Genomic DNA, 25,461 nt, shown 5'->3' on the forward strand with positions numbered 1-25,461 from the left:
GCGCCGGCTCAGCCGGCTCCGGACGCGGTCGGGGCGCCCGGCACCTCGAGGTCGACCCACACGGGTCGGTGGTCGCTCGCGGCGACGAGGTCCTCGTAGAGCCACGGCACCTCCTGGTGCGGCAGCACCGTGAGGTCAGGGGTCGCGAAGACGACGTCGAGGACGCGGTCGGGCAGGTTCGCCGGGTAGGTGGGCGTGAGCGGGCTGACCACGCGCATCCGCTGGCCGAAGAGCTGCCAGGCCTGCCCGTCCTCCTGCTCGTTGAGGTCGCCCGCGAGGACCGCCGGGCCGGGGAGCGCGTCGAGCGAGGCGAGGATCTGGCGCGCGTGACGCACCCGCTCCGGGGCGTCGAGCGAGAGGTGGACGCTGACGACGCTCACCGCCGGACCACCGAAGGGGGCGACCCGCGTCACCGCGTAGCCGCGCCGGTCCCCGCGGCGGGCGGGCAGGGGGTGGTGGGTGACCGAGAGGACCTGCGTGCGCAGGCTCGTCAGCACCGAGGTCTGCCCGCTGCGGTGGTCGCGGCCCGACCACACCAGGCCGCAGCGCCGCGCGAGGTCGGTGACCCGCGTGGCCACCGGCGGGATCCACGGCACCTCCTGCAGGCACAGGACGTCCGGGTCGACCGCCCGCACGGTGCGGGCCAGCGCCGCGACGTCGTCCTGCAGCGCACGCAGGTTGTACGACGCGACGCGCAGGCTCATGCCGGCCGGCCCGCCGGGCCGGGGTGGTCGAGCGAGTCCGAGGCGAGCGCGGCCGCGCCGATGAGACCGGCGTCGGGGCCGAGCGTCGCGACCTCGATGCGTGCCTGCGGGCGGTAGCCGCGCCCGGTGAGCTGACGGCCGAAGGCCTCGCGGGCCGGGCCGAGCAGCAGGTCCTGGGCGGCGCTCACCCCTCCGCCGACGACGAAGACCTCGGGGTCGATGGCCGCGGCGAGGTTGGCCATGCCGACGCCGAGCCAGGTGCCGATCTCCGCGAGCAGCTCGACCGACGTGCGGTCGCCGGCGCGGGCGGCCTCGGTGATCATCGGGCCGGTGAGGTTGGCGGGGTCGCCGTCGGCGCGGGCGAGCAGGTCGCTCGCGACCGGCGAGCGGGCACCGACGAGGCCACGCGCCTCGCGCACGAGCGCGTTGCCCGACGAGTACTGCTCCCAGCAGCCGCGGTTGCCGCACTCGCAGCGCAGACCGCTCGGCACGACCTGCATGTGCCCGAACTCCCCGGCGATGCCGTAGCGGCCGCGCATGAGCACGCCGTCGACGAGCAGCGCCCCGCCGATGCCGGTGCCGAGCGTGATCATCACGGCGTGGCTGGTGTCCTGGGCCACGCCGAAGCGGTGCTCGGCCCACAGGGCGGCGTTGGCGTCGTTGTCGACGGTGATCGGCAGGTGGACCCGGCGCGAGAGCGACTCGCGCAGCGGCTCGTCGCGCCACGACAGGTGCGGGGCGAAGACGACCCGGCTGCGGTCGGCCGAGACGAAGCCCGCGGCGCCGATGCCCACGGCACGCACGGCGTCGCGCTCGGTCTGGGCGAGCAGCTCCTCGACGACGGAGACGATCGCGTCCTCGACGACCGACGGGGCGGTCGAGCGGTGCGGGGTGTCGCGCCGGGTGCGCCCGACGATCGTGCCGGTCTCGTCGACGAGCCCTCCGGAGACCTTCGTGCCGCCGATGTCGACGCCGACGGTGAGCCCGCCGCTCATGCCGCTCCCCCGGTGCGCTCGGCGAGGACGGTGCGCGCTCGGTGGGCCGCGCCGACGACCCCGGCGTCGTCACCGAGCTCGGCGAGGACGATCGAGGGCGACGGGCGGTGACCCCGCCCGATCTGGTGGCGGGCGAAGGCGGTGCGCACCGGGGCCAGGACGAGGTCGCCCGCGGCGGACAGACCGCCGCCGATGACGACGAGGCGGGGGTCGAGCACGGCGCACACGGTCGCGATGCCGTGGCCGAGCCGGGTGCCGACCTCCTCGAGGAGCTCGACGCTGGCGAGGTCTCCCCCTTCGGCCAGCTCGGTGACGTCGGTGCCCTTGAGCCGTGACGCGTCTCCCCCGCAGCGTCGGCGCAGCGCCTCGCCGATCGGCGAGGCCGACTCGACGAGCTCGCGGGCCGAGCGGGTGAGCGCGCTGCCGGAGGCGTAGACCTCGAGGCAGCCGCGGTTGCCGCAGCCGCAGCGCGGGCCGTCCGGGTCGAGGACGACGTGGCCGAGCTCGCCACCGATGCCGAAGGCCCCGGTGAGCAGGCGCCCGTGCGAGACGCAGCCGCCGCCGACCCCCGTGCCGAGGGTGAGCAGGACCATGTCGTCGACGTCGCGCCCGGCGCCGAAGACGTGCTCGCCCCAGGCCGCGGCGTTCGCGTCGTTCTCGACGACGACCGGCAGCCCGACGAGGCGCTCGACCCGCTCGCCGAGGTCGACGTCGCGCCAGGCGATGTTCGGGGCGAACCACACGTGGCCGCGGGCGCCGTCGACGAAAGCGGCGCACGCGAGGCCCACCGCGGAGACCGGCCCGTCGGCGGCCGCGACGAGCTCGGCGATGACGCCGCTCGTGGCCGTGATGATGTCCTCGGTGCTGTCGGCCGGGGTCGCGACCCTCGCCCGGGCGAGGACGGCGCCGTCGGGAGCGACGAGCGCTCCGGCGATCTTCGTGCCGCCGATGTCGATGCCGATGGTCGGTGCGTGCTCGCTCACGAGGTCATCCTGCCGTGGTCGGGGAGGTCCTCGTCACGCACGGGCACGACCACGCGCGCGCGAGGGGGGCGGGGCGGGGGCTCGGTGCCCTCGCCGAGGAGGTGGGCGACACCCTCGCCGGCGAGGACGAGGCCCGCGAGGACGCGGTCGGCGCTCGCCGGGTCGACGCGCCGCAGGCGGTCGAGCAGGTCGTCGGCGTCGGCCGCGCGCACCTGGTCGAGCAGCGCCTCGAGGATCCCGGCGAGCGGGTCGGGCCCGCTCATCGCGGCCACACGCTCTCGTCGGGCTCGAGCTCGACGGTGAGGACACCGGCGCGCATGCTCGCGTCGACGACCCGGCACCGACGGTGCAGCGGGCTCAGACGGGTGCACCGGCTGCGTCGGCCGGCCGTGACGACGAGGTCGTCGTCCTCTCGCTCGAGGGTGATGTCGCGCGCGGTGAGCCCGGGCAGGGACAGCCGCAGGACGAAGGGGGACGCCTCCCCCGCCGCACCGGCGGCACCGGCGGCATCCGGCGCGGCGGCCGCCGCACCGTCAGGGTCCGGCGCGCCCGCCGCCGAGGCGTCGGGTGACGACCCGTCGTGTCTCGAGCCGTCCCGGGCCGGGTCCATGGCCTGGTCCACGGCCGCGGTGGGGTCGGCGACCCGGCGGCCCATGAGGGCGAGCGCCAGCGCGAGCTCGGCGGTGCGGCCGGCCTCGACGAGCCCGTTGGCGGGCAGGTGGTGGACGATCGCGTCGCCGCACAGCCGGGCGTCGAGGAGGTCCATGAGGTGGGCGACGGCGCGCAGCGCGTCGATCGTCGCGGCCGGTGGGCGGGGCAGCCCGATGCCGGCCGGGGCGACGACGGCGTCCCAGCGGGCGACGAGGGGCACGAGGGAGCGCGCGAGGCGGGCTGCGCGGTCGGGCAGGGCGACGAGACGGGCCGGGTCGCTGCCGGGGGGCACGAGGAGCACGACGTCCTCGAGGTCCTCGCCCGGGGCGCTGGCGAGCACCGCCGCGGCCCCGAGCAGGGCGAGCAGGTCGCCGTCGCGCAGCACGGCGGTGAGGTCGCGGACGACCTCGCCGGGCAGCTCGGCGGCGAGCAGCAGGTCCTCGGCGCTCGTCGTGAGCACGGCGAGGGCTGCCGGCGCGTGGTCGCGGGCGTCCTCGTGGGTGCTGTCGTCGCCCCAGGTGAGGACCCGGGCGCCCGGACGGCGCGCCACGAGGTCGGCGACGAGCACCCGTCGTCGGGGCTCGTCGCCACCGGTGACGAGGTGCAGCGCGCTCACCCCCGGTCGGCCCCGGTCAGGCCTCGCACCGCTTCTTGAGGTCCTTGAGCGCGGTGTCGGTGATGACCTTCGCGGCCTTGCGCTTGATCATCCCGAGCATCGGGATGGTGACGTCGACGAGCAGGTCGTAGGTCACCCGGGTCATGCCCTCGCCCTCGTCCTCGAGCGTGTAGGAGCCGTCCATCGCCTTGAGGATCGTCGCCTCGACGAGGGTCCACGACGCGACGCCCAGGCCTGCCTCGTCGACGTCCCACGAGTAGTCGAGCGTGTAGGTGTCCTTGATAGGGCTGGCGTCGAGGCGGAAGCGAGCCCGGTCGGGCCACCCGTCGCCGTCCTCGGAGAGGATCTCGACCTCCCTGATCTCCTTGGCCCACTGCGGGTAGGCCTCGAGGTCGGCGATGACGTCGAGGACCTCGCCCGCGGGGGCCTGGATGACGATCGTCGAGCGGGTGCTGTCTGCCATGGCGGCGAGACTACCCGGCGCTCTGCGCCCGTCCCTCGATCTCGTCCTTGACCTCGTGGACGAGCCGTTTCCACCCCACCGTGTGGTCCCGGGCGAGGGTCGCCGGCGAGCGCCACGGGTGCCTGCCCGTGCCGCGGACGTAGTGGTGCACGAGGGTCCCGCCGAGCACCGGCTCGAGCCAGATCTCCATGCTCCCGACGAGCCTCCCGGTCGAGACCCAGCGCACCCCCTTCGGCCCGCGGTCCTCGACCTCGCCGACCCCGCACCCCCGCGGCCAGCCCGTCGCGCCCGGGTCCGGCAGGCCCCGCGCGTCCAGGGCAGCGCGGACGTCCTCGGCGGCGCCGCGCACGAAGGTGTCGTCGACGACGTCGACCCGGCCGACCCGCATCGCGTCCTCCCACCTCGTGCGCCACGTGCCCGGCCAGGGGTGGACCTCGTCACCATCTGCCGAGTCTGCTGTCGAGGACGCTACCCACTGGTCTAGGTTGAGGCCCACACCCTGACGCCGTCGTCGACGAAGGAGATCCCGTGCAAGACAGCGTGATGCCCCGGCTGGTCGAGGGAGATCCTCGTGACTCCCTGGGCCGGCTGCCCCAGCGCAACGCCGACAACGCGCCGCAGCGCGTGGCCTTCGCGATCAAGGAGCACGGGTCGTGGCGCGACGTCACGACGTCGCAGTTCCTCGACGACGTCCGGGGTCTGGCCAAGGGTTTCGTCGCCGCCGGGATCGAGCCGGGCGACCGTGTCGCGATCATGGCGCGCACCCGCTACGAGTGGACCCTCGTCGACTTCGCCGCGTGGATGGCCGCCGCGGTGCCGGTGCCGATCTACGAGACGAGCTCGGCCGAGCAGGTCGAGTGGATCATCGCCGACTCCGGGGCGAGCGCCCTCGTCGTCGAGACCGCCGCCCACGCGGCGACGGTGCGCCAGGTCGCCGACGGCGTGCCGACGCTGCAGCACACGTGGGTCATCGACAACGGCGACCTCACCTCGGTGAGCGAGCGCGGTGCCGAGATCGAGGACTCCGAGCTCGAGGCGCGTCTCGACGCGACCGGGCGCGACAGCCTCGCGACGATCATCTACACCTCGGGCACGACCGGTCGGCCGAAGGGGTGCGAGCTCACCCACGACAACTTCCTCGGCCTGGCCGAGAACGCCATTGCCAAGCTCGGCGACGTCGTCGCCCGTGACGGCGCCTCGACGTTGCTCTTCCTCCCGCTCGCGCACGTCTTCGCCCGCTTCATCGAGGTCCTGTGCGTCACCGCGGAGGCGAAGATGGGCCACAGCGCCGACATCGCGAACATCCTCGACGACTTCCAGGCCTTCCAGCCCAGCTTCATCCTCGCTGTCCCCCGGGTCTTCGAGAAGATCTACAACAAGGCCAACGAGACGGCGACCGCCGACGGCAAGGGCGCGATCTTCGAGCGCGCCGCCGACACGGCCGTCGCGTACTCCGAGGCGCTCGACAAGGGCTCGGTGCCGCTGGGTCTGAAGATCAAGCACGCCGTCTTCGACAAGCTCGTCTACGCGAAGCTGCGCACGAAGATGGGTGGTCGGGTCCAGTACGCCGTGTCCGGCGGCGCCCCTTTGGGCACCCGGCTGGGTCACTTCTTCCGCGGCGTCGGCGTGACGATCCTCGAGGGCTACGGGCTCACCGAGACGACCGCACCGCTGAGCGTCAACATCCCGGAGAAGGTCAAGATCGGCACGGTCGGCCCGCCCCTGCCCGGTGTCTCGGTACGCATCGAGGAGGACGGCGAGATCCTCGTGCAGGGCCTCAACGTCCTGCGCGGCTACCGCGGCAACGAGCAGGCGAGCGCCGAGGCGGTCGTCGACGGCTGGTTCCACACCGGCGACCTCGGCGAGCTCGACGAGGACGGCTACCTGCGCATCACCGGCCGCAAGAAGGAGATCCTCGTGACCGCGGGCGGCAAGAACGTCGCCCCGGCGGTGCTCGAGGACCGCCTGCGCGCCCACCCGCTCGTCAGCCAGTGCATGGTCGTCGGCGACGGCAAGCCCTTCATCGCCGCGCTCGTGACGATCGACGAGGAGATGCTCCCCGGCTGGGCCGCGAACAACGGTCTCGGCGCGATCACCGTCGCCCAGGCCCGCACCGACGAGACGGTGCTCGCCGAGATCCAGCGTGCGGTCGACGACGCGAACAAGGCGGTCTCGAAGGCCGAGTCGATCCGCAAGTTCGCGGTCCTCGAGGAGGACTTCACCGAGGAGAACGGCACCCTCACCCCCTCGCTGAAGCTCAAGCGCAACGTCGTCATGCGCGACTACGAGGACCAGGTCGAGGCGCTCTACGGCTGATCCGTCACGGCGCACCTCGCCCGTCGAGGTGCGTCGGGCGGCCGGCCCTGCTCAGCCCACCCCGCGGCTCAGCCCACCCCGCGGTGCAGCAGCTCCCACTGCGACCACGGCTCGCGCTGCGCGACGGCGCGGTCGGCGGTGCCGGCCGAGACGAGCCCCGCGGCGACGAGGCGCCCCACCGCCTCCCGCTCGGCCGGGTCGAGCGGCACCTGCGCGGCCAGCTCGGGCTCGACGCCCGCGGAGCGGGGGTCGAGCAGGGCGGTGACCATGCAGTCGTCGCACCCGATCCCCTGGACGGGGCAGGTGCGGCAGTCCACACGCATGACGTCTGGCTTCATCGTGTCCTCCTGTGCGTCGCTTCGACCCGGTGTGCTCGTGCTCGCCGGGTCGGATGACCAGGCACGACGCACGCTACGAGCGAGCACCGACAGCGCTGCGCGACCCCGGCGCACCGGGCGGGCGAGGCGCCCCCCTTCGCCCGCCGCCCGCGACCGGACGGACGCGTCAGACCCGCTCGACCCAGGTGAGGCTGCGCCCGTGGCCGTGTGTCCACGCCCGGGCCTGCCCGTCGACGCCCAGGCAGAAGTGCCGGGCGCTCGGCGGCGGCGCGGCCGCCGACGCGGCCACCCCGGGGAGCACCGTCGGCCCCTCGTTGCTCACCCACACCGCGTCGTGCTCGGCGCACAGCCTCGCCACCTGCTCCGGCCAGGCCGCCCGCAGGGCATCGTCGAAGTACGCCGCGACCGCCGTGTGGAAGACGACGAGCCGGGCATCCGGCGCCTCCTCACGGGCGCGGGCCATGAGCGGACCGAGGTCGCGGGCCGCGTCCCCCTGCACCGTCGTCCGGGGCTCACGGCCGACGACGGCGACCGCCTCGTCGAGACGCACGCGCCGGGCGACGTCCTCGGGCCAGACGAGCACGCGCAGCCAGTCAAGGGTCTGCGGGTCGGTGACGTCGAGCGGCGAGAGGTCGAGACCGCCGCGCCACCTCACGTGCGGTGACGCGTCCGGCAGATGAGCGGCGGCGACGGGGTCGACGACGCACTCGAAGGTCGGGCTGCCCTCGCCGACCTCGGCGACCTCGTGCCCGTCCTCGTCGAGGTAGCGGTAGGCGTAGCGGTCCGGGTGGAGGCACAGCCCGCCGCTCACGCCGACCTCGAGCAGGGCGAGTGGCGCGCCGTCGGCGATCTCGGCGAGCACGGGCAGGAGCGTCGCGCACCGGCCCGGCTCGTTGGTCTGGGTCGAGCGCCGGCGCATCGTCGCGCTCACCTGCGACCACTCCCGGAGCACGAGGTCGCGCATCGGGCGGTACCCGCCGGGCGCGGGCGCGCCGTGCCAGCGGGCCGCGGCGAAGAGCAGGTTGGGCTGGCGCCGCGGCGGCTCGAGCTCGGCGAGACGGCCGAGGAGCTCCTCGTCGGCCGCGACCCCCTCGCCCCACTCGACGTAGGTGGCCGACTCCCCCTCCGCCTGGTCGCGGGCGAAGGAGCGGTAGAAGTCCGCGGTCTGGGTGAGGTCGCTCGTCGGCAGCACCCGATCAGGCTAGGTCCCGTGTGTCGTCCGTGGCGTTGTCACCGGCTCTGCCTACGGTTCGACCCATGACCACCGAGGCGACACGTGCACCGGCCCTGGCCGTGCAGGAGACGCTCGGCCTGGGCACCGACCTGCGCGACGTCACCTTCGTCGTCGTCGACCTCGAGACCACCGGGGGCTCGCCGCGCGACTGCGGCATCACCGAGATCGGCGCGGTCAAGGTGCGCGGCGGCGAGGTGATCGGCGAGCTGCAGACCTTCGTCAACCCCGGCGAGCCGATCCCGCCCTTCATCCAGAGCCTCACCGGCATCACCGACGCGATGGTGCGCGACGCCCCCCGGTCGGCGGCCGCCGTCACCTCCTTCCTCGAGTTCGCGAAGGGGGCGGTCCTCGTCGCGCACAACGCGCGCTTCGACATCTCCTTCCTCAAGGCGGCGTGCGCCGCCGCCGAGATGCCGTGGCCGCGCCACGACGTCCTCGACACCGTCCACCTCGCCCGTCAGGTGATGCGCCGCGACGAGGTGCGCAACCACAAGCTCTCGACGCTGGCGGTCGCCTTCGGGGCGACGACGACCCCCGACCACCGCGCGCTGCACGACGCGCGGGCGACCGTCGACGTGCTCCACGGGCTCATCGGCCGGCTCGGGTCGCTCGGCGTGACGACCTTCGAGGAGCTCGCGTCGTACACGAGCCGGGTCACGCCCGAGCAGCGCCGCAAGCGCCATCTCGCCCGCGACCTGCCCAACGTGCCCGGCGTCTACGTCTTCAAGGACGGTCAGGGCCGCCCGCTCTACGTCGGCGTCTCCGTCGACATCCGCACCCGGGTGGGCTCGTACTTCACCGCCTCCGAGCAGCGCTCGCGGATGTCGGAGATGGTGCGCATCGCCGAGTCCGTGACCCCGATCCCGTGCGCGACGACCCTCGAGGCGCGGGTGCGCGAGCTGCGTCTCATCGCCTCGGCCAAGCCCCGCTACAACCGCCGCTCCCGGCACCCCGAGCGGGCGTGGTGGGTCCGTCTCACCGACGAGCCCTTCCCCCGTCTGTCCGTCGTCAAGCGGGTGCACGCCGGCGACGAGGAGTGGATGGGCCCCTTCCGCTCGAAGAGCTCGGCCGACGAGGCGGTCCAGGCCCTGCACGAGGTCGTCCCGCTGCGGCAGTGCCTCGTGCGGATCAGCCCGACCCGGCGCAGCTCGCCGTGCGTGCTCGCCGACATGGGCCGCTGCGCCGCGCCGTGCATCGGCGGGGTCGACGTCGAGGGATACGGCCGCACGGTCGCCCAGGCCCGCACCGCGCTGCGCGGCGACGCCCGTCCCGTCCTCGCCGGGCTCCAGGCCCGGATGAGCGAGCTGTCCGGGCAGGAGCGCTACGAGGACGCCGGCACCGTGCGCGACCGGCTCGCGGCGCTCGTGCGCGGCGTCGCCCGCAGCCAGCGCGCCAGCCCGCTGCTCGCGACCGCCGAGCTCGTCGCCGCGCGGCGCTCGCCGGTGGGTGGCTGGGACCTCGTGTGCATCCGGCACGGGCGCCTGGCCGGCAGCACGAGCGCCCCGCGCGGCGCCGACCCGATGCCCTACGTCGAGGCCCTGCGCGCGAGCGCCGAGGTCGTGCCCCCGCCGGCCGTCCCGGGCGACTCCGCCCTGCCCGACGAGACCGAGCTGCTGCTGCGCTGGCTCGAGGAGCCGGGCACCCGGGTCGTCGACATCGAGGGCACGTGGACCTGCCCCGTGGGGGGCGCCGCGGCAGCGCAGGACGAGCTGGCCCCTGCCCTAGGCTGGGCGTCGTGATCACCGCCATCGTCCTCATCAACGCCGACGTCGACCGCATCCCCGAGGTCGCGCAGAGCATCGCCGAGATCGACGGCGTGAGCGAGGTCTACTCCGTCGCCGGGGACGCCGACCTCATCGCGATGGTGCGGGTCAGCCAGCACGAGGAGCTCAACGACGTCATCGCCGACCGGCTCAACAAGGTCACGGGCATCATCGGCACGTCGACGCACATCGCATTCCGCACCTACAGCCGTCACGACCTGGACGCGGCCTTCAGCCTCGGCCTCGAGGGCTGAGCACACGGGCGCGGAGGCACCCGCTGCGCCCGCCGGGTCCGTCAGCCCGCGTGACGGCGGCTCGCCTCGGCCCACCGACCGAGCGCGGCCTCGCCACGCCCGTCGTCGAGGACCTCGGCGATCGTCTCGACCGAGCGCGCGATGGCGGCGACCGGGTCCTCGACCGCGGAGCCGCCGGCACTCGCGAGGGCGTGCGCCGCACCGGCGTTGAGCAGCACCGCGTCGCGCGCCGGCACCTGCTCGCCGCGCAGGACGGCCCGGGCCACCTCGGCGTTCGCGGCGCCGTCACCGCCGCGCAGCTCGGCCAGGGAGCGCCGGGTCACCCCGACGTCCTCCGGCTCGACGCGTCCGGGGGTGACCTCGCCGTCGTGTACCCACCACAGCTGGGAGGGCCCGGCGGGGCTCAGCTCGTCGAGGCCGTCCTCGCCGCGGAAGACGACGGCCTCGCGCCCGCGCGCCGCGAAGACCCCAGCGATGAGCGGGGCGAAGCGCGCGTTGGCGACACCGATGGCGGAGTAGCGCGGCTGCGCCGGGTTCGTCATCGGGCCGAGCAGGTTGAAGGCCGTGGGCACGGCGAGCCCGGCGCGGGCCGGTGCGGCGTGCCGCATCGAGGGGTGGAAGGCGTTGGCGAAGCAGAAGGTGATGCCCGCCTCGAGCGCGACCGCACGGACCGCGTCGTGCGAGAGCGTGAGCGAGACGCCGAGCCGCTCGAGGACGTCGGCGGAGCCGGACGAGGACGACACCGCACGGTTGCCGTGCTTGACGACCGTGAGCCCGGCGCCGGCGAGCGCGATGGCCGACATCGTCGAGATGTTCACCGTGTTGAGCCGGTCACCACCGGTGCCGACGATGTCGACGGTCTCACCGGGCACGTCGATGCGCACGGCGCGCGCGAGCATCGCGTCGACGAGACCCTCGAGCTCGGCGACGCTCTCCCCCTTCGCCCGCAGCGCCACGAGGAAGCCGGCGACGGCGATCGGGTCGGCCTCGCCGGCCATCACCTGGTCCATCGCCCAGCGGGCGCGCTGGGTCGTGAGGTCCTCGCCCTCGATGAGGGTCGTGAGGATGTCGGGCCAGCTCTCGTCCGGGACGGTGCTCGTAGAGGACGCCGCCGGGACCTGGGTCACGCGGTCAGCCCGCGTCGGGGCCGTCGACCGGCCGGGCCACGTCGTCCGAGCCGCCACGGGCCAGGGCGGCCACGGCGTCGGCGAGGGCGATCGGGTCGAGCGGGTGCGGCACGACGGCGTCGGCGAGCGACCACGTCGCGAGCCAGCCGTCCTGGGGGCGCCCGGTGAGGACGAGGACGGGCGGGCAGCGGTAGACCTCGGACTTCAGCTGGCGGCACAGACCCATGCCACCGGTCTTGGCCGCCTCGCCGTCGAGGATCAGCAGGTCGAAGCCGCCGGCGTCGACCGCCTCGACCACCGCGGGGGCCGTCGCGCACTCGTGCCAGGAGACGACCTCGACGTCGCGTGCCGGTCGACGGCCGACCGCCGCGCGGACGGTGTCGCGCACCGTGATGTCGTCGCTGTGGAGCAGGACGGTGACCTGCCGCGCCGCGGCGGTGGGACCGGTGGTCGCCACGGTGCTGCCGGGCGTCGCAGAGGAAGCGCTCATGGGCCCAGATGGTACCCGCGAGCCGTTCGCCGCACGTCACACGGGGGGTGCGCGCACATCGCCCGCCCCGTCGGACATAATGACGACGTGGCCACTGCTCAATCACTCTCCCCGACCGCGCCCGCGCCGCTGCCGTCGGACCCCATGACGGGACCGGTCAGCCGGCCCAACATGGTCTCCGTCGGGACGATCGTGTGGCTCTCCAGCGAGCTGATGTTCTTCGCGGGTCTCTTCGCGATGTTCTTCACGCTGCGCGCGACCCGACCGGACCTCTGGGCCGAGCGGGTCCCGATCCTCGACGTCCAGTACGCCGCGATCAACACCCTGATCCTCGTGGTCTCCTCGGTGTGGTGCCAGCTCGGCGTGCTCAAGGCCGAGGACGGCATCCCCTCGCGCACCGGCAGCCTGCTGCAGGTCGGCCAGTGGGGCATGCGTGAGTGGTACGTGCTCACCTACATCTTCGGCTCGGTCTTCGTCGCCGGTCAGGTGACGGAGTACGCGAAGCTCGTGAGCGAAGGGGTGACGATGTCCGCCGACGCGTGGAGCTCGGTCTTCTACCTCACGACCGGTCTGCACGGCATCCACGTGACGGGCGGGCTCATCGCCTTCCTGCTGATCATCGGCCGCACCTTCACGACGAGGCACTACAGCCACTCCCAGGCCACGGGAGCGGTCGTCACCTCGTACTACTGGCACTTCGTCGACGTCGTGTGGATCGCGCTCTTCGCCGCGATCTACCTGCTGGGCTGAGCAGCGCCATGACCTCGACCGACTCCCCCACCAGGACAGGACGACGCATGCCCTCGATCAACCGCCGCCACCCCGCTGCCCTGGCGCTGCTGATCCTCTTCGGCCTCTTCTTCGCCGGCACCGCGTACGCCGCGGTCTCCCCCTCGCAGGCCGACGCCAGCGCGACGAGCCGCAGCTCGGTCGACGACGTCGCCGAGGGCAAGAAGCTCTTCACCGCCAACTGCGCCACGTGCCACGGCACGAACGGCCTCGGCATCGACGAGAAGGGCCCGAGCCTGGCCGGCGTCGGCGCCGCCTCCGTCGACTTCCAGGTCGCCACCGGTCGCATGCCCCTGGCCAAGCCCGGTGTGCAGGCCCCCCGCGTGGAGCAGGTGAAGTTCACCCAGGAGGAGATCGACCAGATGGGGGCCTACGTCGCCTCCCTCGGCGCCGGTCCCGCGGTGCCCGAGGAGGAGTACACCGACGCCTCGAAGGGGGATGCCGGCAAGGGCGGCGAGATCTTCCGCGTCAACTGCGCCATGTGCCACAACTCCGCCGGCGCCGGTGGCGCGCTGACCCGTGGCAAGTACGCCCCCGCCGTCGCGGGCGTCGAGGGTCGCCACGTCTACGAGGCCATGCTCACCGGCCCCCAGTCGATGCCCGTCTTCAACGACGCGAACCTCACCCCCGAGGACAAGCGCGACGTCATCGCCTACATCCAGGCCCAGCAGGACGCGGGCAACCCCGGCGGCAACCCGCTCGGGTCGCTCGGTCCCGTCCCCGAGGGTCTCTTCATCTGGACGATCGGCCTCGGCGGCCTCGTCGCCGCCGCCGTCTGGCTCGGGCAGAAGTCCGCCTGAGCCCCCGCCACGACTGATCAGAGAAGGACCAAGACGATGACCGACCACACTCCCGAGTCAGAGCACACCGCGGGGACCGCGGTGCGCCTGGACCAGGGCCACGTGCAGGGCACCGGCGGGGTGCCGGACCGCTTCGAGAACCCCGGCCTGCCGCCGCACGTCCACCGCGCCGCCGACCTCGACGACCGAGCCGCTCGCCGCGCCGAGCGCATCGTCGCCGGGCTCTTCGGCCTGTCGATGGTCGGCACCCTGATCTTCCTCGTCGCCTACTTCCTCGTCGACGTCGAGACCCAGACCTTCGTGCCCGTCGTCGGCCGCACGAGCCTGTCGAACGTCCTGCTCGGCGTGGGCCTGGCGCTCGCGCTGCTCGGCATCGGTCTCGGTGCCGTCCAGTGGGCCAAGACGCTCATGCCCGACGAGGAGAGCGTCGAGGAGCGCCACCCGCTGCGCAGCAGCCAGGAGGCTCGCGACGGCTTCGTCGAGACGATGATGGAGGGCGGCGAGAAGGCCCAGCTGACCCGTCGTCCGATCCTCAAGGGCGCCTTCCTGGGCTCCATGGCCCTCTTCCCGCTGCCGCTCGTCCTCCAGGTCGCCGGCAGCCTGGGGCCCCTGCCCAAGAACGACCTGTCCGTCACGTGGTGGAACGGCCGCCGTGACGAGCAGACCGGTCTCATCGTCAAGCCGGAGAAGAAGCTCCGCCTGATGACGGACCCCGAGAACAAGCCGATCCGTCCCGGCGAGGTGACGATCGGCTCGGTCTTCCACGTCATGCCGGAAGGCCTGCTGGAGGAGCACGGGACGCACAAGCTCACCGAGAAGGGCAAGGCCGCGGTCTTGCTCATGCGTCTCAAGCCGGAGGACTTCCAGGACACCCCTGGGGGCCGCAAGGCACAGGAGTGGGGTTACCAGGGCATCGTCGCCTACTCCAAGATCTGCACCCATGTCGGGTGCCCCGTCGGGTTGTACGAGCAGACCACGCACCACCTCCTCTGCCCGTGCCACCAGTCCACCTTCGACGTCACCAATGACTGCGAAGTCATCTTCGGACCGGCCAAGCGTCCGCTGCCGCAGCTGAAGATCACCGTCGAGAACGGCTACCTCGTCGCCGACCAGCCCTTCCAGGAACCGGTCGGACCGAGCTTCTGGGAGCGTGAGTCCTGATGAGCACCACAGCACGACCTGCCGACGCCCTGCGCGCAGGCGACAGCCCCCGCAGCACCTCTACCTCACCCGGTCTGAAGAAGGTCGGCGGCGTCGCCGGCTGGATCGACGACCGCACCGGCTCCGCCAAGGGCGTGGGCTACCTCATGAAGAAGGTCTTCCCCGACCACTGGTCCTTCATGCTCGGCGAGATCGCGATGTACTCGATGATCATCTGCCTGCTGACCGGTGTCTTCCTCACCCTGTGGTACGACCCCACCCACGGCGAGGTCATCTACGACGGCTCGTACGTGCCGCTGCAGGGTGTCGAGATGTCGCGGGCCTACGCCTCGACGCTCGACATCTCCTTCGACGTCAAGGGCGGTCTGCTCATCCGGCAGATCCACCACTGGGCGGCCCTGCTCTTCATCGTCTCGCTCTCCGTGCACATGCTGCGCGTCTTCTTCACCGGCGCCTTCCGCAAGCCCCGCGAGATCAACTGGACCATCGGCTGCCTGCTGTCGATGCTCGCCCTCATCGAGGGCTTCGCCGGCTACTCCCTGCCCGACGACCTGCTCTCGGGCACCGGTCTTCGTGCGGCGCAGGGCTTCATGCTCAGCGCGCCGGTCATCGGCAGCTACCTCAGCTACGCGGTCTTCGGCGGTGGCTTCCCGGGCGAGGACATCATCCCGCGCCTGTACTCGGTGCACATCCTGCTGCTCCCGGCGATCCTCGTCGCGCTCTTCACGGCGCACATCGTGCTCGTCGCGCTGCAGAAGCACACCCAGTACCCCGGTCCGGGTCGCACGAACGACAACGTCGTCGGCTTCCCCGTGATGCCGGTCTACGCGGCCAAGGCCGGTGGCTTCTTCTTCATCGTCTTCGGTGCCCTGGCCCTGATGTCCTCCCTCGTGCAGATCAACGCGGTGTGGGTCCACGGGCCCTACGACCCGAACGCGACGACCGCCGGTGCCCAGCCCGACTGGTACATGGGCTTCGCCGACGGCGCGCTGCGTCTGCTGCCCGGCTGGCTGGAGTTCACGACCTTCGGATACACGTGGAGCCTCAACGTCGCCATCGGCGCGCTGCTGCTCATCCCGGTGATGTACGGCGTCATGGGCGCCTACCCCTTCATCGAGTCGTGGGTCACCGGTGACAAGCGCGAGCACCACCTGCTCGACCGCCCGCGCAACCGTCCGGTGCGCACGGGCATCGGCATGGCCGGTCTGACCTTCTACGGCGTGCTCCTCTTCGCCGCGAGCAACGACATCATGGCGATCAAGTTCCACATGTCGATCAACGACATCACCCACATCCTGCGGGTGCTCGTCTTCGTCGGCCCGATCATCGCCTTCTGGGCGACGAAGCGGATCTGCCTGGCGCTGCAGCGTCACGATCGCGAGACCGTGCTCCACGGTCGCGAGACCGGTCGCATCGTGCGTGGCCCTGGTGGCGACTTCCACGAGGTGCACGAGCCGCTCGACCCGTACACCCGCTGGACGCTCGTGCAGCACGACCCGGCCACCCCGCTGGAGCTCGAGTCCGGCGTCGACGCCAACGGCGTCGAGCGCAAGGGTGCGGGCAAGCGCAAGGCCCGTGCGGCGCTGTCCCGCTTCTACTACTCCGGTGGGGTCAACCCCGTCACCCCGGCCGAGCTCGAGGCGGCGCACCACGACGGTCGCAGCCACGAGGCCATCGAGCCGGCGCAGGAGCAGGAGCGGCGCACCGTCGAGGCCGGCGAGCGCTGAGCGGCCATCCCGACGCAGGGGGCCCGGAGGTGACCACCTCCGGGCCCCTTCGTCGTGCCCAAGCGGCCTCGAGCGCGCCGGTGGCGGTCATGGTCGTCGTCCTCGCGGTGCTCGGCATGTTCGGGCCGCTGTCGATCGACACCCCCTTCCCCGCCTTCACCCAGATGGGCCGCGACCTCGGTGTCGGCAGCACCGCGCTGCAGCAGGTCGTCAGCGTCTACCTGCTCTCCTTCGCCGCGATGAGCCTCTTCCACGGCCCGCTGAGCGACGCAGTGGGGCGCAAGCCCGTCATGGTCGGCGGGGCGGTCGTCTACGCCCTCGCCTCCGTCGGCGCCGCCCTCTCCCCCTCGCTGCCCGTCCTGCTGCTGTGCCGCGCCCTCCAAGGCGCCTCGGCGGGTGCGGGCACCATCGTCTCGCGCACGGTCGTGCGTGACCTCTACGAGGGACCCCGGGCCCAGCAGCTGATGAGCGTCATCGCCATGGTCTTCGGCGTCGGCCCGGCGATCGCCCCGCTGCTCGGCGGCTGGTTGCTCCACCTCGGCCCGTGGCCGGTGATCTTCTGGTTCCTCGCGCTCTTCGGTGTCCTCATCGCTGCCGCGGTCGTGCTCCTCCTGCCCGAGAGCCACCCCGTCGAGCGGCGCACCCCCCTTCGCGTCGGGAGCGTCCTGGGCAACGTCGCCGCGGCCGCCCGAGACGGACGCTTCCTCGTCCTGTGCGGGGCCAACGCCTTCTCCTTCGCCGCGCAGTTCCTCTACATCGCCGGGGCACCGATCGTCGTCGTGGAGATCCTCAAGCTCGGGGAGCAGGACTTCTGGCAGCTCTTCGTGCCGATGGTCGTCGCGATGGTGAGCGGCTCCTTCGTCGGCGGACGGCTCGCCGAGCGCGTGCCCGGCCCCCGGCTCGTCGCCAGCGCCCAGGTCGTCGCCGTCACCGGTGCGGTCGTGGCCGCCGTCCTCGCCGCCGCCCCGGGCACGTCGGCGCAGATGCCCTACGCCCTCGTCGGTCTCGTCATGGTCTCCTTCGCGACCGGTCTGTCGCTGCCCGTCTACCAGATCGCTCTGCTCGACGCCTTCCCGCGCGCGCGGGGCACCGCCGCGTCCGTGAGCACCTTCCTCATGCTGCTGCTCAACTCCGCGCTCGCCGGTCTCGTCGCGCCGCTGGCCGGGGTGTCGATGCTCGCCTTCACCTCGACCAGCCTCGGCCTGCTGCTCCTCGGCGTGGCCCTGTGGTGGCTGCACCGGTGGGCCGACCCCGACCGGCGTCCGCAGCCGCGGCCGGCGACCGAGCAGGCGGCAGCATAGTGGAGGCCGTCGACGACGCGACCTTCGAGACGGTCGTGCACGAGGCGCTCGACGCCGTGCCCGAGCAGCTCATGCGCATGGCCGACAACCTCGCGATCTTCGTCGAGGACGAGCCCACCGAGGAGCACCTCGACCCCACGCTGCCCCCCGACGAGGAGGCCGACCTGCTCGGCATCTACCTCGGCACCCCGCTCACCGAGCGCGACGCCTGGTGGGCGGCCGGGTCGCTGCCGGACCGGGTCGTCCTCTTCCGGGGGCCGCTCACCCGGATGTGCGAGGACCTCGACGAGCTGCGCGAGGAGGTCGCGATCACCGTCGTGCACGAGATCGCACACCACTTCGGGATCGACGACGCCCGCCTCCACGCGCTCGGCTGGGGCTAGCCCCGATCAGCGCAGGGCGCTCTGCTCCCGCCACCCCGCGTAGTCGTACTGCCACACCCCGATGCCCTCGGTGGGCTGGAACTTCCGCGAGGAGCCGGTGAAGTCCACCGGGTCGCCCGGGATGGAGTTCTCGTACATCCAGCGAGCGGCGGCGGGCGCGAGGTTGACGCACCCGTGCGAGACGTTGCTCGAGCCCTGCGCACCGACCGACCAGGGCGCGGAGTGCAAGAACTCCCCCGTCCAGGTCACCCGGACGTTCCAGTCGGTGTCGATCTTGTAGTAGCCCGGCTCGCCCTTGTCGATCCCGATCGTCTCGGAGTCCATCGTCATCTCCGCCTGCTTGCCGATGACGACCTTCATCCCCGACCGGGTCTCGGTCTGCGGGCCCGGCTTGCCGCTGGAGACGGGGAAGGAGCGCACCGTCTCGCCGCCACGCGTGACGCGCAGGCGGTGCTGCGCGATGTCGACCGTCGTCAGCTGCTGCCGGCCGATGGTCATCGTGCCGGAGACGTCGCTGCCGACCCACTTGTCCTCGCCGGTCTGGAAGCCCGTGAGCGGCGCGTCGAGGGTCACCGTCGTGCCGGGCTTCCAGAAGGACTTCGGGCGCCACATGAGCTGGCGGTCGTCGAGCCACCCCCACGACCCCTGAGTGCGCGGAGAGGTGGTCACCGTGACGGCCTTCTCGATCGACCGGCGGTAGCGGGCAGAGGTCACGGCGGAGTCGAACTGCAGGCTCACCGGCATCGCGACCCCGACGGTCTGCCCGTCGTAGACCATCCCGTAGGTCGCGGTGACCGCTGGCTCGTGGGTGCGGAAGGTCGAGCGCGAGGTGCGCTCGACGCCGTCCGGGCCGGTGCTGCGCGTCGTCACGGAGTACCGCGACCCCGGTGCCAGACGACCCGTGCTCGTCCACTGCGAGCCCGTGACGCGCCCCTCGACGGCGCTCCCGTCCGCGGTGCGCACCGTCACGTCGTCGAGCCGCCCGGTCATCGCCTGGACGGTCACCGGCTGGTCGGGCATGACGTCACGGGCCCCGTCAGCAGGCGAGAGCTTCAGCCGGGCGGGCCGGGCGGGTGCCGACGTCGTGCTGGACGTCTGCCCGTCGGCCGACCCGCTCGTGCCCGAGCCCGTCGCGCCCGCCGACTCGGTGCCCTCGGCCCCCGACGTGCACCCGGCCAGCAGCAGGGCTGCTGCCGCGCCGTACGCGGCCCAGCGGCCGCCCTTCGCTCCCCTGCTCATCGAGGTGCCCCTCTCCCCTGCTCGTGCGGCCCCTGCAGGCCCGGTCCTCGGACGACGACGCCGCGGCGACCTCGACCGGTGGTCGTGGTCGCCGCGGCGTCAGCCGGCCTGCGTGCTCAGTGGGCGTGCTCGCCCTTGTAGTACTCGAAGACCCAGCCGACGAGGGCGAAGACGCCGAAGACCGCGCCCAGGACCGCGACCCAGATGCCGACGGCGACACCGAGGAAGATGATCGACCCGGACAGCGCCAGCCACAGCGGCCACCACGAGTACGGGGCGAAGGAGCCGTAGCTGCCGGCCTGCTGCTCGATCTCGCCGTCGAGGTCGTCCTCGGGGCGAAGGGGGAGCTTCGCGGCCGTCTTGGCCAGGTAGAAGGCGATCATCAGGCCGAGACCACCGGCGAGGTAGAGCCCGACGAAGCCCACCGGCTCGTCCCACTGCGTCACCAGGCCGTAGATCGTCCCGACGAGGAAGAAGAAGACGGCGAGGATGCCGAAGAGCTTGTACTCGGGCTTCATGCGTTGTCCTCACGGGTCGAGCGGACCGTGGCCGTCGCCGGGTCGCCGGCACCGCTCGGGGTGAGCGCACGGGGCGCGTACTCCGGGTGGTGCAGGTCGAAGGCCGGGCGCTCGGAGCGGATCCGCGGGATCGAGGTGAAGTTGTGCCGCGGGGGCGGGCACGAGGTGGCCCACTCCAGCGAGGCGCCGTAGCCCCACGGGTCGTCCTGGTTGACGTCCGGGGCGGTCGTCTGCGTCTTCCACACGTTGTAGAAGAAGGGGAAGAACGAGATCGCGAGGATGAAGGCTCCGACCGTGGAGATCTGGTTGGCCAGCTGGATGTTGTCCTCGGGCATGTAGTCGGCGTAACGACGCGGCATGTTCTGCACACCCAGCCAGTGCTGGATGAGGAAGGTCATGTGGAAGCCGATGAAGAGCAGCCAGAAGTGCCACTTGCCGAGGGCCTCGTCGAGCATCTTGCCGGTGAACTTCGGCCACCAGAAGTACATCGCCGCGAAGAAGCTGAAGACGATGGTGCCGAAGAGCACGTAGTGGAAGTGCGCGACGACGAAGTACGTGTCGGACACGTGGAAGTCCAGGGCGGGGCTGGCGAGGATGATGCCCGTCAGACCACCGAAGAGGAAGGTCACGAGGAAGCCGATCGTCCAGATCATCGGCGTGTCGAAGACGAGCTTGCCGCCCCACATCGTGCCGATCCAGTTGAAGAACTTCACGCCTGTCGGCACCGCGATGAGCATCGTCATGATCGCGAAGAACGGCAGGAAGACCTGGCCGGTGACGTACATGTGGTGGGCCCACACCGAGACCGACAGCGCCGCGATGGCGATCGTCGCGAAGACGAGCGTCTTGTAGCCGAAGATCGGCTTGCGGGAGAAGACCGGGATGATCTCGGAGACGATGCCGAAGAACGGCAGGGCGAGCACGTAGACCTCTGGGTGCCCGAAGAACCAGAAGAGGTGCTGCCACAGCAACGTCCCCCCGCTCTCCGGCTGGAAGATGTGCCCGCCGAAGCGCCGGTCCACGCCCAGGCCGATGAGCGCGGCCGCGAGGACCGGGAAGGCCATGAGGACGAGGATCGAGGTGATGAGCACGGTCCACGTGAAGATCGGCATCCGGAACATCGTCATGCCGGGCGCGCGCATGCACAGGATCGTCGTGATGAAGTTGACGGCACCGAGGATCGTGCCGAAGCCACCGAGCGCGAGGCCCCAGACCCACAGGTCTCCGCCGAGGCCGGGGCTGTAGGTGGGGTTCGACAGCGGGGTGTACGCGGTCCAGCCGAAGCTCGCGGCGCCGCCCGGGGTGAGCAGACCGGCACCGGCGATGAGACCGCCGAAGAGGTAGAGCCAGTACGCGAACATGTTCAGCCGCGGGAAGGAGACGTCGGGCGCGCCGATCTGCAGCGGCATGAGCGCGTTGGCGAAGCCGGCGAAGGCCGGGGTCGCGAAGAGCAGGAGCATCACCGTGCCGTGCATGGTGAACATCTGGTTGAACTGCTCGGGGTTGTCGACCACCTGCAGACCGGGGGCCCACAGCTCGGCGCGGATGACGAGGGCCATCACGCCACCGATGAGGAACCACAGGAAGGAGGTGATGAGGTAGAGGTTGCCGATGACCTTGTGGTCGGTCGTCGTCAGGTACTTGTAGGCCTGCGTGCCGGCCCGCTCGCGCCTCATGACGCGGCGGTCCTCGGCGTCGGTCGTCCGGTTGACGATCCCGGTGATGCCGGACATCAGCGTGCCCCTTCCTCGAGCAGTTCGGCCTCGCCCGGCGCGAGCTTCTCGCGGTTGAGGTCGGTGGGCAGCAGCCCGGTCTGGCCCTTCGCCTCGAGGTCGGCCATGTGCTGGTCGAACTCCTCCTGGCTGACGACCTTGACGTTGAAGAGCATCTGGCTGTGGTAGGCGCCGCACAGCTCGGCGCACTTGCCCTGGAAGGTGCCGGTCTCGGTCGGGGTGACCTGGAGCCGGTTGACCAGGGAGGGGTTGAGGTCCATCTTCTCGAGGAAGGCGGGCACCCAGAAGGAGTGGATGACGTCACGCGAGGTGAGCTGGAACTCGACGCGCTTGTCGACCGGCACGTAGAGCGTCGGCAGCGTCTCCTCGACACCCGGCTTGCCGTCGAGCTCGGCCATGAGGCCGCTCTCGTGGACGTCGGCGTCGACGTAGTTGAAGTCCCAGCTCCACTGCTTCGCGGCGACGTTGATCGTCACGTCGGGCGTCTGCGAGACGTCGTGCAGCTCGGACTGCGCCTCCTCGGTGAAGTAGAAGAGGGCGCCGACCATGAGGATCGGGACGACCGTGTAGAGGATCTCGAGCGGGACGTTGTACTGGAGCTGGACGGGCAGGCTGCCGTCGTCGTCCTTGCGACGGCGGTACGCCACCATGCACCAGATCGTCAGGCCCCACACGAGGACGCCGACGGCCAGCGCGGCGATCCAGGAGCCGATCCAGAGGTTCTCGACGAGCTTGGACTGCTCCGTCGCCCCCTGGGGCAGGTAGCCGTTGGCAGGGTCGGTGTGGATACCGACGGCGCTGCAGGCCGAGAGCGCGAGAGCGGCGACGGCAAGACCGACGACGCCGATCCGGCGACGAGCTCGACCGATGTGGCGGTCAGGACGAGGCAAGGGACACCAACCTGGGACGGGACGGACAGTGGAACACCAGCAAAGGTACCCCAGCCGGCTGGGAGGTCCGGGACCGGGGGCGCCGCCCGCAGGGGTGTGGCGAGCCCCGTCGAGCCCCCTGTCGCCGAGCGGTCGCCGGCGGTGTCCTCACGGCCCCCACGGCGCCGGCAGGACGGCCCGGGCGAGGTCGGGCTGGGGCTCGCGCAGGGCGGCGGCCAGACGCGTCGCGTAGGCGGTCCGCGACAGGGTCGTCACGCCGAGCGACTCGAGGTGCTCGGTGGGCCACTGGGTGTCGACGAGAGCAGCAGGACGCGAAGGGGTGAGCACCAGCCCGTCGAGGGCGACGAGGGCGACCTTCGAGGCGTCGCTCACCCGGTGGAACATCGACTCCCCCGCGAAGAGGCCGCCGATCGCCAGGCCGTAGAGACCCCCGACGAGATCCCCTTCGCCCGGCTCCCCCTCCCACACCTCGACGGAGTGGGCCCACCCCAGCAGGTGGAGGGCCCCGTAGGACAGGCGGACGTCGTCGGTGATCCACGCACCGGGTCGGTCGGGATCGGCGCACGCGGCGACGACGTCGTCGAAGGCGAGGTCGACGCTCACGCGCAGCCGCCGGCAGGAGCGGCGCAGCGAGCGGGTCATCCGCAGCGCGCCGGGCAGCAGCACCCCTCGCTCCTCGGGGCGCCACCAGCCGACGGGCGGGCCACCGAGGTCGCCCACCCCCATGGGGAAGAGACCGTGCCGGTAGGCCTCGAGCACGGTGCCGGGGCGCAGGTCGGCGCCGATCGCCACGAGGTCCTCCCCCGGCGTGTCGCGGACCGAGGCGAGGTCGACCCCGGCAGGTCCCGGGTCGACCGGCGGGTACGGGACGTGCGGGGGCCGCGGCGCGGAGCCGCTCGCCCCGGACGTCACGACGCTCAGGCCGCGGCCGCCAGGGCGTCGACGAGCAGGTCGGCGCTCGCCTCGCCGTAGGCCTCGCGGAAGCGGGCGACGAAGTCCTCGCGCCCGAGCTCGTACTCCTGGGTGCCGACGGTCTCGATGACGTAGGTCGCGAGCATGGAGCCCACCTCCGCCGACTCGCGCAGCGGCAGGCCGATGGCGATGCCGGTGATGAAGCCGGCGCGGAAGGCGTCGCCGACGCCGGTCGGGTCGGCCTTGCGCACCTCGCGGGCAGCGGGCACGACGATCGGCTCGGGCAGCTCGGCGCCGGTGATCCGCACGCCGTCCTTGCCCAGGGTCGTCACCCGGAAGCGCACCCGCGCGGTGATCTCGTCCTGGCTCCAGCCGGTCTTCTGCTCGGTGAGGTGCGACTCGTACTCGTTGGTGATGAGGTACTCGGCCCCCTCCACGAGGTCGCGGATGAAGGCGCCGTCGCTGAAGGCGAGCTGCTGGCTCGGGTCGGCGACGAAGGGGATGCCGCGCTTGCGGCACTCGTCCGTGTGCCGGCGCATGGCCTCGGGGTCGTCGGGGCCGACGAGCACGAGGTCGAGTCCCCCGAGGCGGTCGGCGACGGGCCCAAGCTCGATCTCACGGGCCTCGGACATCGCGCCCGCGTAGAAGGTCGCGATCTGGGCCATGTCGTCGTCGGTCGTGCACACGAAGCGAGCCGTGTGCTGCGTCTGGGAGACCCGCACGGAGGCGCAGTCGACGCCATGGCGCTCCAGCCACGACCGGTAGTCGGCGAAGTCCTCGCCCACGGCCCCGACGAGCACGGGGTGCTGGCCCAGGCGCGCCATGCCGAAGCAGATGTTCGCGGCGACGCCCCCTCGTCGGATGTCGAGCTTGTGGGCGAGGAAGCTCAGCGAGATCTTGTCGAGCTGGTCGACGACGAGAGAGTCGGCGAAACGGCCCGAGAAGGTCATGAGGTGGTCGGTGGCGATGGATCCGGCGATGGCGATGCGCACCGCCGCACTGTATCCGGCAGGTCGCCACGTCCACGGCCCACCGCCCGGGGTCGTCGAGACCCCCGCCGCCGCGGTCCCATGCTGTGCATCGTTTGGTACTTGACATCGCTAGGTAGCGGGTGGACAGTAGCGCCATGCCCACTCACGACCCGCAGATGCTCAAGGGAGTCCTCGGGCTGCTGCTGCTCAGCGTGCTGTCGACCGGCGACAGCTACGGCTACGGCCTCGTCACCCAGCTGCGCGAGGCCGGCTTCGACGACCTCGCCGAGGGCACGGTCTACCCGGCCCTCACCCGGCTCGAGGGTGCCGGTCTCCTCGCGTCGCACCTCGTGCGCAGCGAGTCCGGCCCGGCCCGCAAGTACTACGGCCTCACCGAGGCCGGCCGGGCCGAGCTCGTCGCGCGGCGCTCCGCCTGGGAGCACCTCGTCTCGTCCGTCCAGACCGCGACCACCGTGTCGCCCACCTCAGGGGAGAGAGCATGACGATCATCGACCGGGCCCGGATCGAGTCCGCGATCCTGCGCTACGACTTCTGGCTCGAGATGCGCGGCGTGCGCGGGTCGCGACGCCGCGACCTGCGACGCGAGCTGCGCGCCAACCTCGCCGAGGCGAGCACCGACGTCGGCACGACCCGCGCGCTCTTCGGCATCGGCTCCCCCAAGGAGCTCGCCTTCGGCGCCACGGAGACCGACCCGACCCGCCCGCGGTGGTCGCAGGCCGCGATGGCGGCGGCCGGCGTCTTCACCGTCGTCCTCTTCGGCTGCGTGCTCACGGCGATCGCCTTCACCTCGGGCGTCGAGGCGAGCGGGGCGACGGGGCGCGAGATGAACGGCGCGGTCTTCCCGTGGTTCGGGGTCGACTACACCGCCCAGGTCGACCCCGGCCGCAGCTACTCCGCCGGCGCAGGGGGCATCGGCGGGTACCTCCTCGGCCTGCCGCTGCTCACCTTCGTGCTCGTCGCCCAACCGTGGCGGCTGCTGCGACGGGGCCACCGCGCGGCCGCCACGACCTCGAGCCCCCGGGCCTGAGAGCCACTCCCCGCCCCCGCAGACGACGACGGGCCCCTCACCGCGAGGTGAGGGG

28 protein-coding genes are annotated in these 25,461 nt (G+C 72.2%); 11 read left to right on the forward strand and 17 right to left on the reverse strand.

The features are described 5' to 3' along the window. Positions 1–8: 8 nt before the first annotated feature. Genes ABIB53_RS00525 through ABIB53_RS00555 form a run of 7 tightly spaced genes read right to left on the reverse strand, consistent with a single transcriptional unit; the run spans position 9 to position 4,908 of the window. On the reverse strand, positions 9–704 hold the full coding sequence (locus ABIB53_RS00525) for an endonuclease/exonuclease/phosphatase family protein (protein ID WP_068275294.1): 696 nt from the start codon (positions 702–704) through the stop codon (positions 9–11). After that, positions 701–1,699 (reverse strand): ROK family glucokinase, encoded by a 999-nt coding sequence (locus ABIB53_RS00530; RefSeq protein WP_123091932.1) that lies wholly within the window; start codon positions 1,697–1,699, stop codon positions 701–703. Before ABIB53_RS00530 ends, ABIB53_RS00525 begins: the two co-directional genes overlap by 4 nt. After that, positions 1,696–2,682: an ROK family glucokinase gene (locus tag ABIB53_RS00535; protein WP_198150366.1), complete on the reverse strand. Its 987-nt coding sequence runs from the start codon at positions 2,680–2,682 to the stop codon at positions 1,696–1,698. Before ABIB53_RS00535 ends, ABIB53_RS00530 begins: the two co-directional genes overlap by 4 nt. Next, positions 2,679–2,945, reverse strand: coding sequence for a hypothetical protein (locus ABIB53_RS00540; RefSeq protein ID WP_354586687.1), 267 nt, complete (start codon positions 2,943–2,945; stop codon positions 2,679–2,681). The genes ABIB53_RS00535 and ABIB53_RS00540 overlap by 4 nt, the downstream gene beginning before the upstream one ends. Then, entirely contained in the window at positions 2,942–3,949 is a 1,008-nt protein-coding gene (locus ABIB53_RS00545; protein ID WP_354586688.1) for a hypothetical protein, read from the reverse strand. The genes ABIB53_RS00540 and ABIB53_RS00545 overlap by 4 nt, the downstream gene beginning before the upstream one ends. A gap of 16 nt (positions 3,950–3,965) precedes the next feature. Then, positions 3,966–4,412, reverse strand: coding sequence for an SRPBCC family protein (locus tag ABIB53_RS00550; RefSeq protein ID WP_123091936.1), 447 nt, complete (start codon positions 4,410–4,412; stop codon positions 3,966–3,968). A gap of 10 nt (positions 4,413–4,422) precedes the next feature. Then, on the reverse strand, positions 4,423–4,908 hold the full coding sequence (locus tag ABIB53_RS00555; protein WP_354586690.1) for a hypothetical protein: 486 nt from the start codon (positions 4,906–4,908) through the stop codon (positions 4,423–4,425). A 32-nt stretch (positions 4,909–4,940) separates the two neighbouring features. Here ABIB53_RS00555 and ABIB53_RS00560 point away from each other — a divergent pair, with 32 nt between their 5' ends. Then, positions 4,941–6,728 carry an AMP-dependent synthetase/ligase gene (locus ABIB53_RS00560; protein WP_372456484.1) on the forward strand — a complete coding sequence of 596 codons (1,788 nt, stop codon included), beginning with the start codon at positions 4,941–4,943 and terminating at the stop codon, positions 6,726–6,728. 68 nt (positions 6,729–6,796) lie between these two features. On the opposite strand, the gene ABIB53_RS00565 is transcribed toward ABIB53_RS00560, so the two are convergent. Both ABIB53_RS00565 and ABIB53_RS00570 read right to left on the reverse strand, forming a co-directional pair. Beyond that, positions 6,797–7,066, reverse strand: coding sequence for a hypothetical protein (locus ABIB53_RS00565; protein WP_354586691.1), 270 nt, complete (start codon positions 7,064–7,066; stop codon positions 6,797–6,799). A 166-nt stretch (positions 7,067–7,232) separates the two neighbouring features. Continuing rightward, on the reverse strand, positions 7,233–8,258 hold the full coding sequence (locus ABIB53_RS00570; RefSeq protein ID WP_354586692.1) for a DUF2332 domain-containing protein: 1,026 nt from the start codon (positions 8,256–8,258) through the stop codon (positions 7,233–7,235). 65 nt (positions 8,259–8,323) lie between these two features. Here ABIB53_RS00570 and ABIB53_RS00575 point away from each other — a divergent pair, with 65 nt between their 5' ends. Then, the gene (locus ABIB53_RS00575) at positions 8,324–10,039 is read left to right on the forward strand and encodes a DEDD exonuclease domain-containing protein (RefSeq protein ID WP_123091939.1); all 1,716 of its coding nucleotides are present in this window, start codon (positions 8,324–8,326) and stop codon (positions 10,037–10,039) included. After that, complete coding sequence (locus ABIB53_RS00580) at positions 10,036–10,317, forward strand: Lrp/AsnC family transcriptional regulator (protein WP_068275261.1); 282 nt, start codon at positions 10,036–10,038, stop codon at positions 10,315–10,317. The genes ABIB53_RS00575 and ABIB53_RS00580 overlap by 4 nt, the downstream gene beginning before the upstream one ends. A 41-nt stretch (positions 10,318–10,358) precedes the next feature. Here ABIB53_RS00580 and trpD read toward each other — a convergent pair whose 3' ends face one another. Beyond that, on the reverse strand, positions 10,359–11,444 hold the full coding sequence (gene trpD, locus ABIB53_RS00585; RefSeq protein WP_354586693.1) for an anthranilate phosphoribosyltransferase: 1,086 nt from the start codon (positions 11,442–11,444) through the stop codon (positions 10,359–10,361). A 4-nt stretch (positions 11,445–11,448) separates the two neighbouring features. Further along, entirely contained in the window at positions 11,449–11,934 is a 486-nt protein-coding gene (locus ABIB53_RS00590) for a response regulator (protein WP_068275258.1), read from the reverse strand. Between the two features lie 144 nt (positions 11,935–12,078). On the opposite strand from ABIB53_RS00590, the gene ctaE reads away from it, so the two are divergent. The 6 genes from ctaE to ABIB53_RS00620 are packed head-to-tail and all read left to right on the forward strand — an operon-like array spanning position 12,079 to position 18,095. Further along, entirely contained in the window at positions 12,079–12,684 is a 606-nt protein-coding gene (gene ctaE / locus ABIB53_RS00595) for an aa3-type cytochrome oxidase subunit III (RefSeq protein ID WP_068275255.1), read from the forward strand. Between the two features lie 47 nt (positions 12,685–12,731). Continuing rightward, complete coding sequence (gene qcrC, locus ABIB53_RS00600; protein ID WP_068275252.1) at positions 12,732–13,523, forward strand: cytochrome bc1 complex diheme cytochrome c subunit; 792 nt, start codon at positions 12,732–12,734, stop codon at positions 13,521–13,523. 36 nt (positions 13,524–13,559) lie between these two features. Then, entirely contained in the window at positions 13,560–14,684 is a 1,125-nt protein-coding gene (qcrA, locus tag ABIB53_RS00605; RefSeq protein WP_068275250.1) for a cytochrome bc1 complex Rieske iron-sulfur subunit, read from the forward strand. Further along, positions 14,684–16,411 (forward strand): cytochrome bc1 complex cytochrome b subunit, encoded by a 1,728-nt coding sequence (gene qcrB / locus ABIB53_RS00610; RefSeq protein ID WP_354586695.1) that lies wholly within the window; start codon positions 14,684–14,686, stop codon positions 16,409–16,411. Before qcrA ends, qcrB begins: the two co-directional genes overlap by 1 nt. 29 nt (positions 16,412–16,440) lie before the next feature. Then, on the forward strand, positions 16,441–17,712 hold the full coding sequence (locus tag ABIB53_RS00615; RefSeq protein WP_354586697.1) for a multidrug effflux MFS transporter: 1,272 nt from the start codon (positions 16,441–16,443) through the stop codon (positions 17,710–17,712). Beyond that, complete coding sequence (locus ABIB53_RS00620) at positions 17,712–18,095, forward strand: metallopeptidase family protein (protein ID WP_354586698.1); 384 nt, start codon at positions 17,712–17,714, stop codon at positions 18,093–18,095. The genes ABIB53_RS00615 and ABIB53_RS00620 overlap by 1 nt, the downstream gene beginning before the upstream one ends. Before the next feature lie 6 nt (positions 18,096–18,101). Here the strand turns inward: ABIB53_RS00620 and ABIB53_RS00625 are convergent, their stop codons facing one another. The 6 genes from ABIB53_RS00625 to ABIB53_RS00650 all read right to left on the reverse strand — a co-directional run bounded on the left by ABIB53_RS00625 (position 18,102) and on the right by ABIB53_RS00650 (position 24,379). Continuing rightward, positions 18,102–19,334: a L,D-transpeptidase gene (locus tag ABIB53_RS00625; protein WP_354586699.1), complete on the reverse strand. Its 1,233-nt coding sequence runs from the start codon at positions 19,332–19,334 to the stop codon at positions 18,102–18,104. 116 nt (positions 19,335–19,450) lie between these two features. Further along, positions 19,451–19,852 carry a cytochrome c oxidase subunit 4 gene (locus ABIB53_RS00630; protein ID WP_201467174.1) on the reverse strand — a complete coding sequence of 134 codons (402 nt, stop codon included), beginning with the start codon at positions 19,850–19,852 and terminating at the stop codon, positions 19,451–19,453. Then, the gene (gene ctaD / locus ABIB53_RS00635) at positions 19,849–21,528 is read right to left on the reverse strand and encodes an aa3-type cytochrome oxidase subunit I (RefSeq protein WP_068276496.1); all 1,680 of its coding nucleotides are present in this window, start codon (positions 21,526–21,528) and stop codon (positions 19,849–19,851) included. Before ctaD ends, ABIB53_RS00630 begins: the two co-directional genes overlap by 4 nt. A 56-nt stretch (positions 21,529–21,584) precedes the next feature. Next, complete coding sequence (gene ctaC / locus ABIB53_RS00640) at positions 21,585–22,475, reverse strand: aa3-type cytochrome oxidase subunit II (RefSeq protein ID WP_068275237.1); 891 nt, start codon at positions 22,473–22,475, stop codon at positions 21,585–21,587. A 147-nt stretch (positions 22,476–22,622) separates the two neighbouring features. Next, positions 22,623–23,387 (reverse strand): leucyl/phenylalanyl-tRNA--protein transferase, encoded by a 765-nt coding sequence (gene aat / locus ABIB53_RS00645; RefSeq protein ID WP_354586701.1) that lies wholly within the window; start codon positions 23,385–23,387, stop codon positions 22,623–22,625. Between the two features lie 5 nt (positions 23,388–23,392). Further along, positions 23,393–24,379 carry a carbohydrate kinase family protein gene (locus ABIB53_RS00650; protein WP_354586702.1) on the reverse strand — a complete coding sequence of 329 codons (987 nt, stop codon included), beginning with the start codon at positions 24,377–24,379 and terminating at the stop codon, positions 23,393–23,395. A 134-nt stretch (positions 24,380–24,513) separates the two neighbouring features. On the opposite strand from ABIB53_RS00650, the gene ABIB53_RS00655 reads away from it, so the two are divergent. Both ABIB53_RS00655 and ABIB53_RS00660 read left to right on the forward strand, forming a co-directional pair. Continuing rightward, positions 24,514–24,861 carry a PadR family transcriptional regulator gene (locus ABIB53_RS00655; RefSeq protein ID WP_123091947.1) on the forward strand — a complete coding sequence of 116 codons (348 nt, stop codon included), beginning with the start codon at positions 24,514–24,516 and terminating at the stop codon, positions 24,859–24,861. Next, positions 24,858–25,406: a hypothetical protein gene (locus tag ABIB53_RS00660; protein WP_354586703.1), complete on the forward strand. Its 549-nt coding sequence runs from the start codon at positions 24,858–24,860 to the stop codon at positions 25,404–25,406. The genes ABIB53_RS00655 and ABIB53_RS00660 overlap by 4 nt, the downstream gene beginning before the upstream one ends. The last annotated feature ends 55 nt before the right edge of the window (positions 25,407–25,461 follow it).

It is taken from the genome of Janibacter sp. UYMM211 (assembly GCF_040547045.1).
Taxonomy (GTDB): Bacteria; Actinomycetota; Actinomycetes; order Actinomycetales; family Dermatophilaceae; genus Marihabitans; species Marihabitans melonis.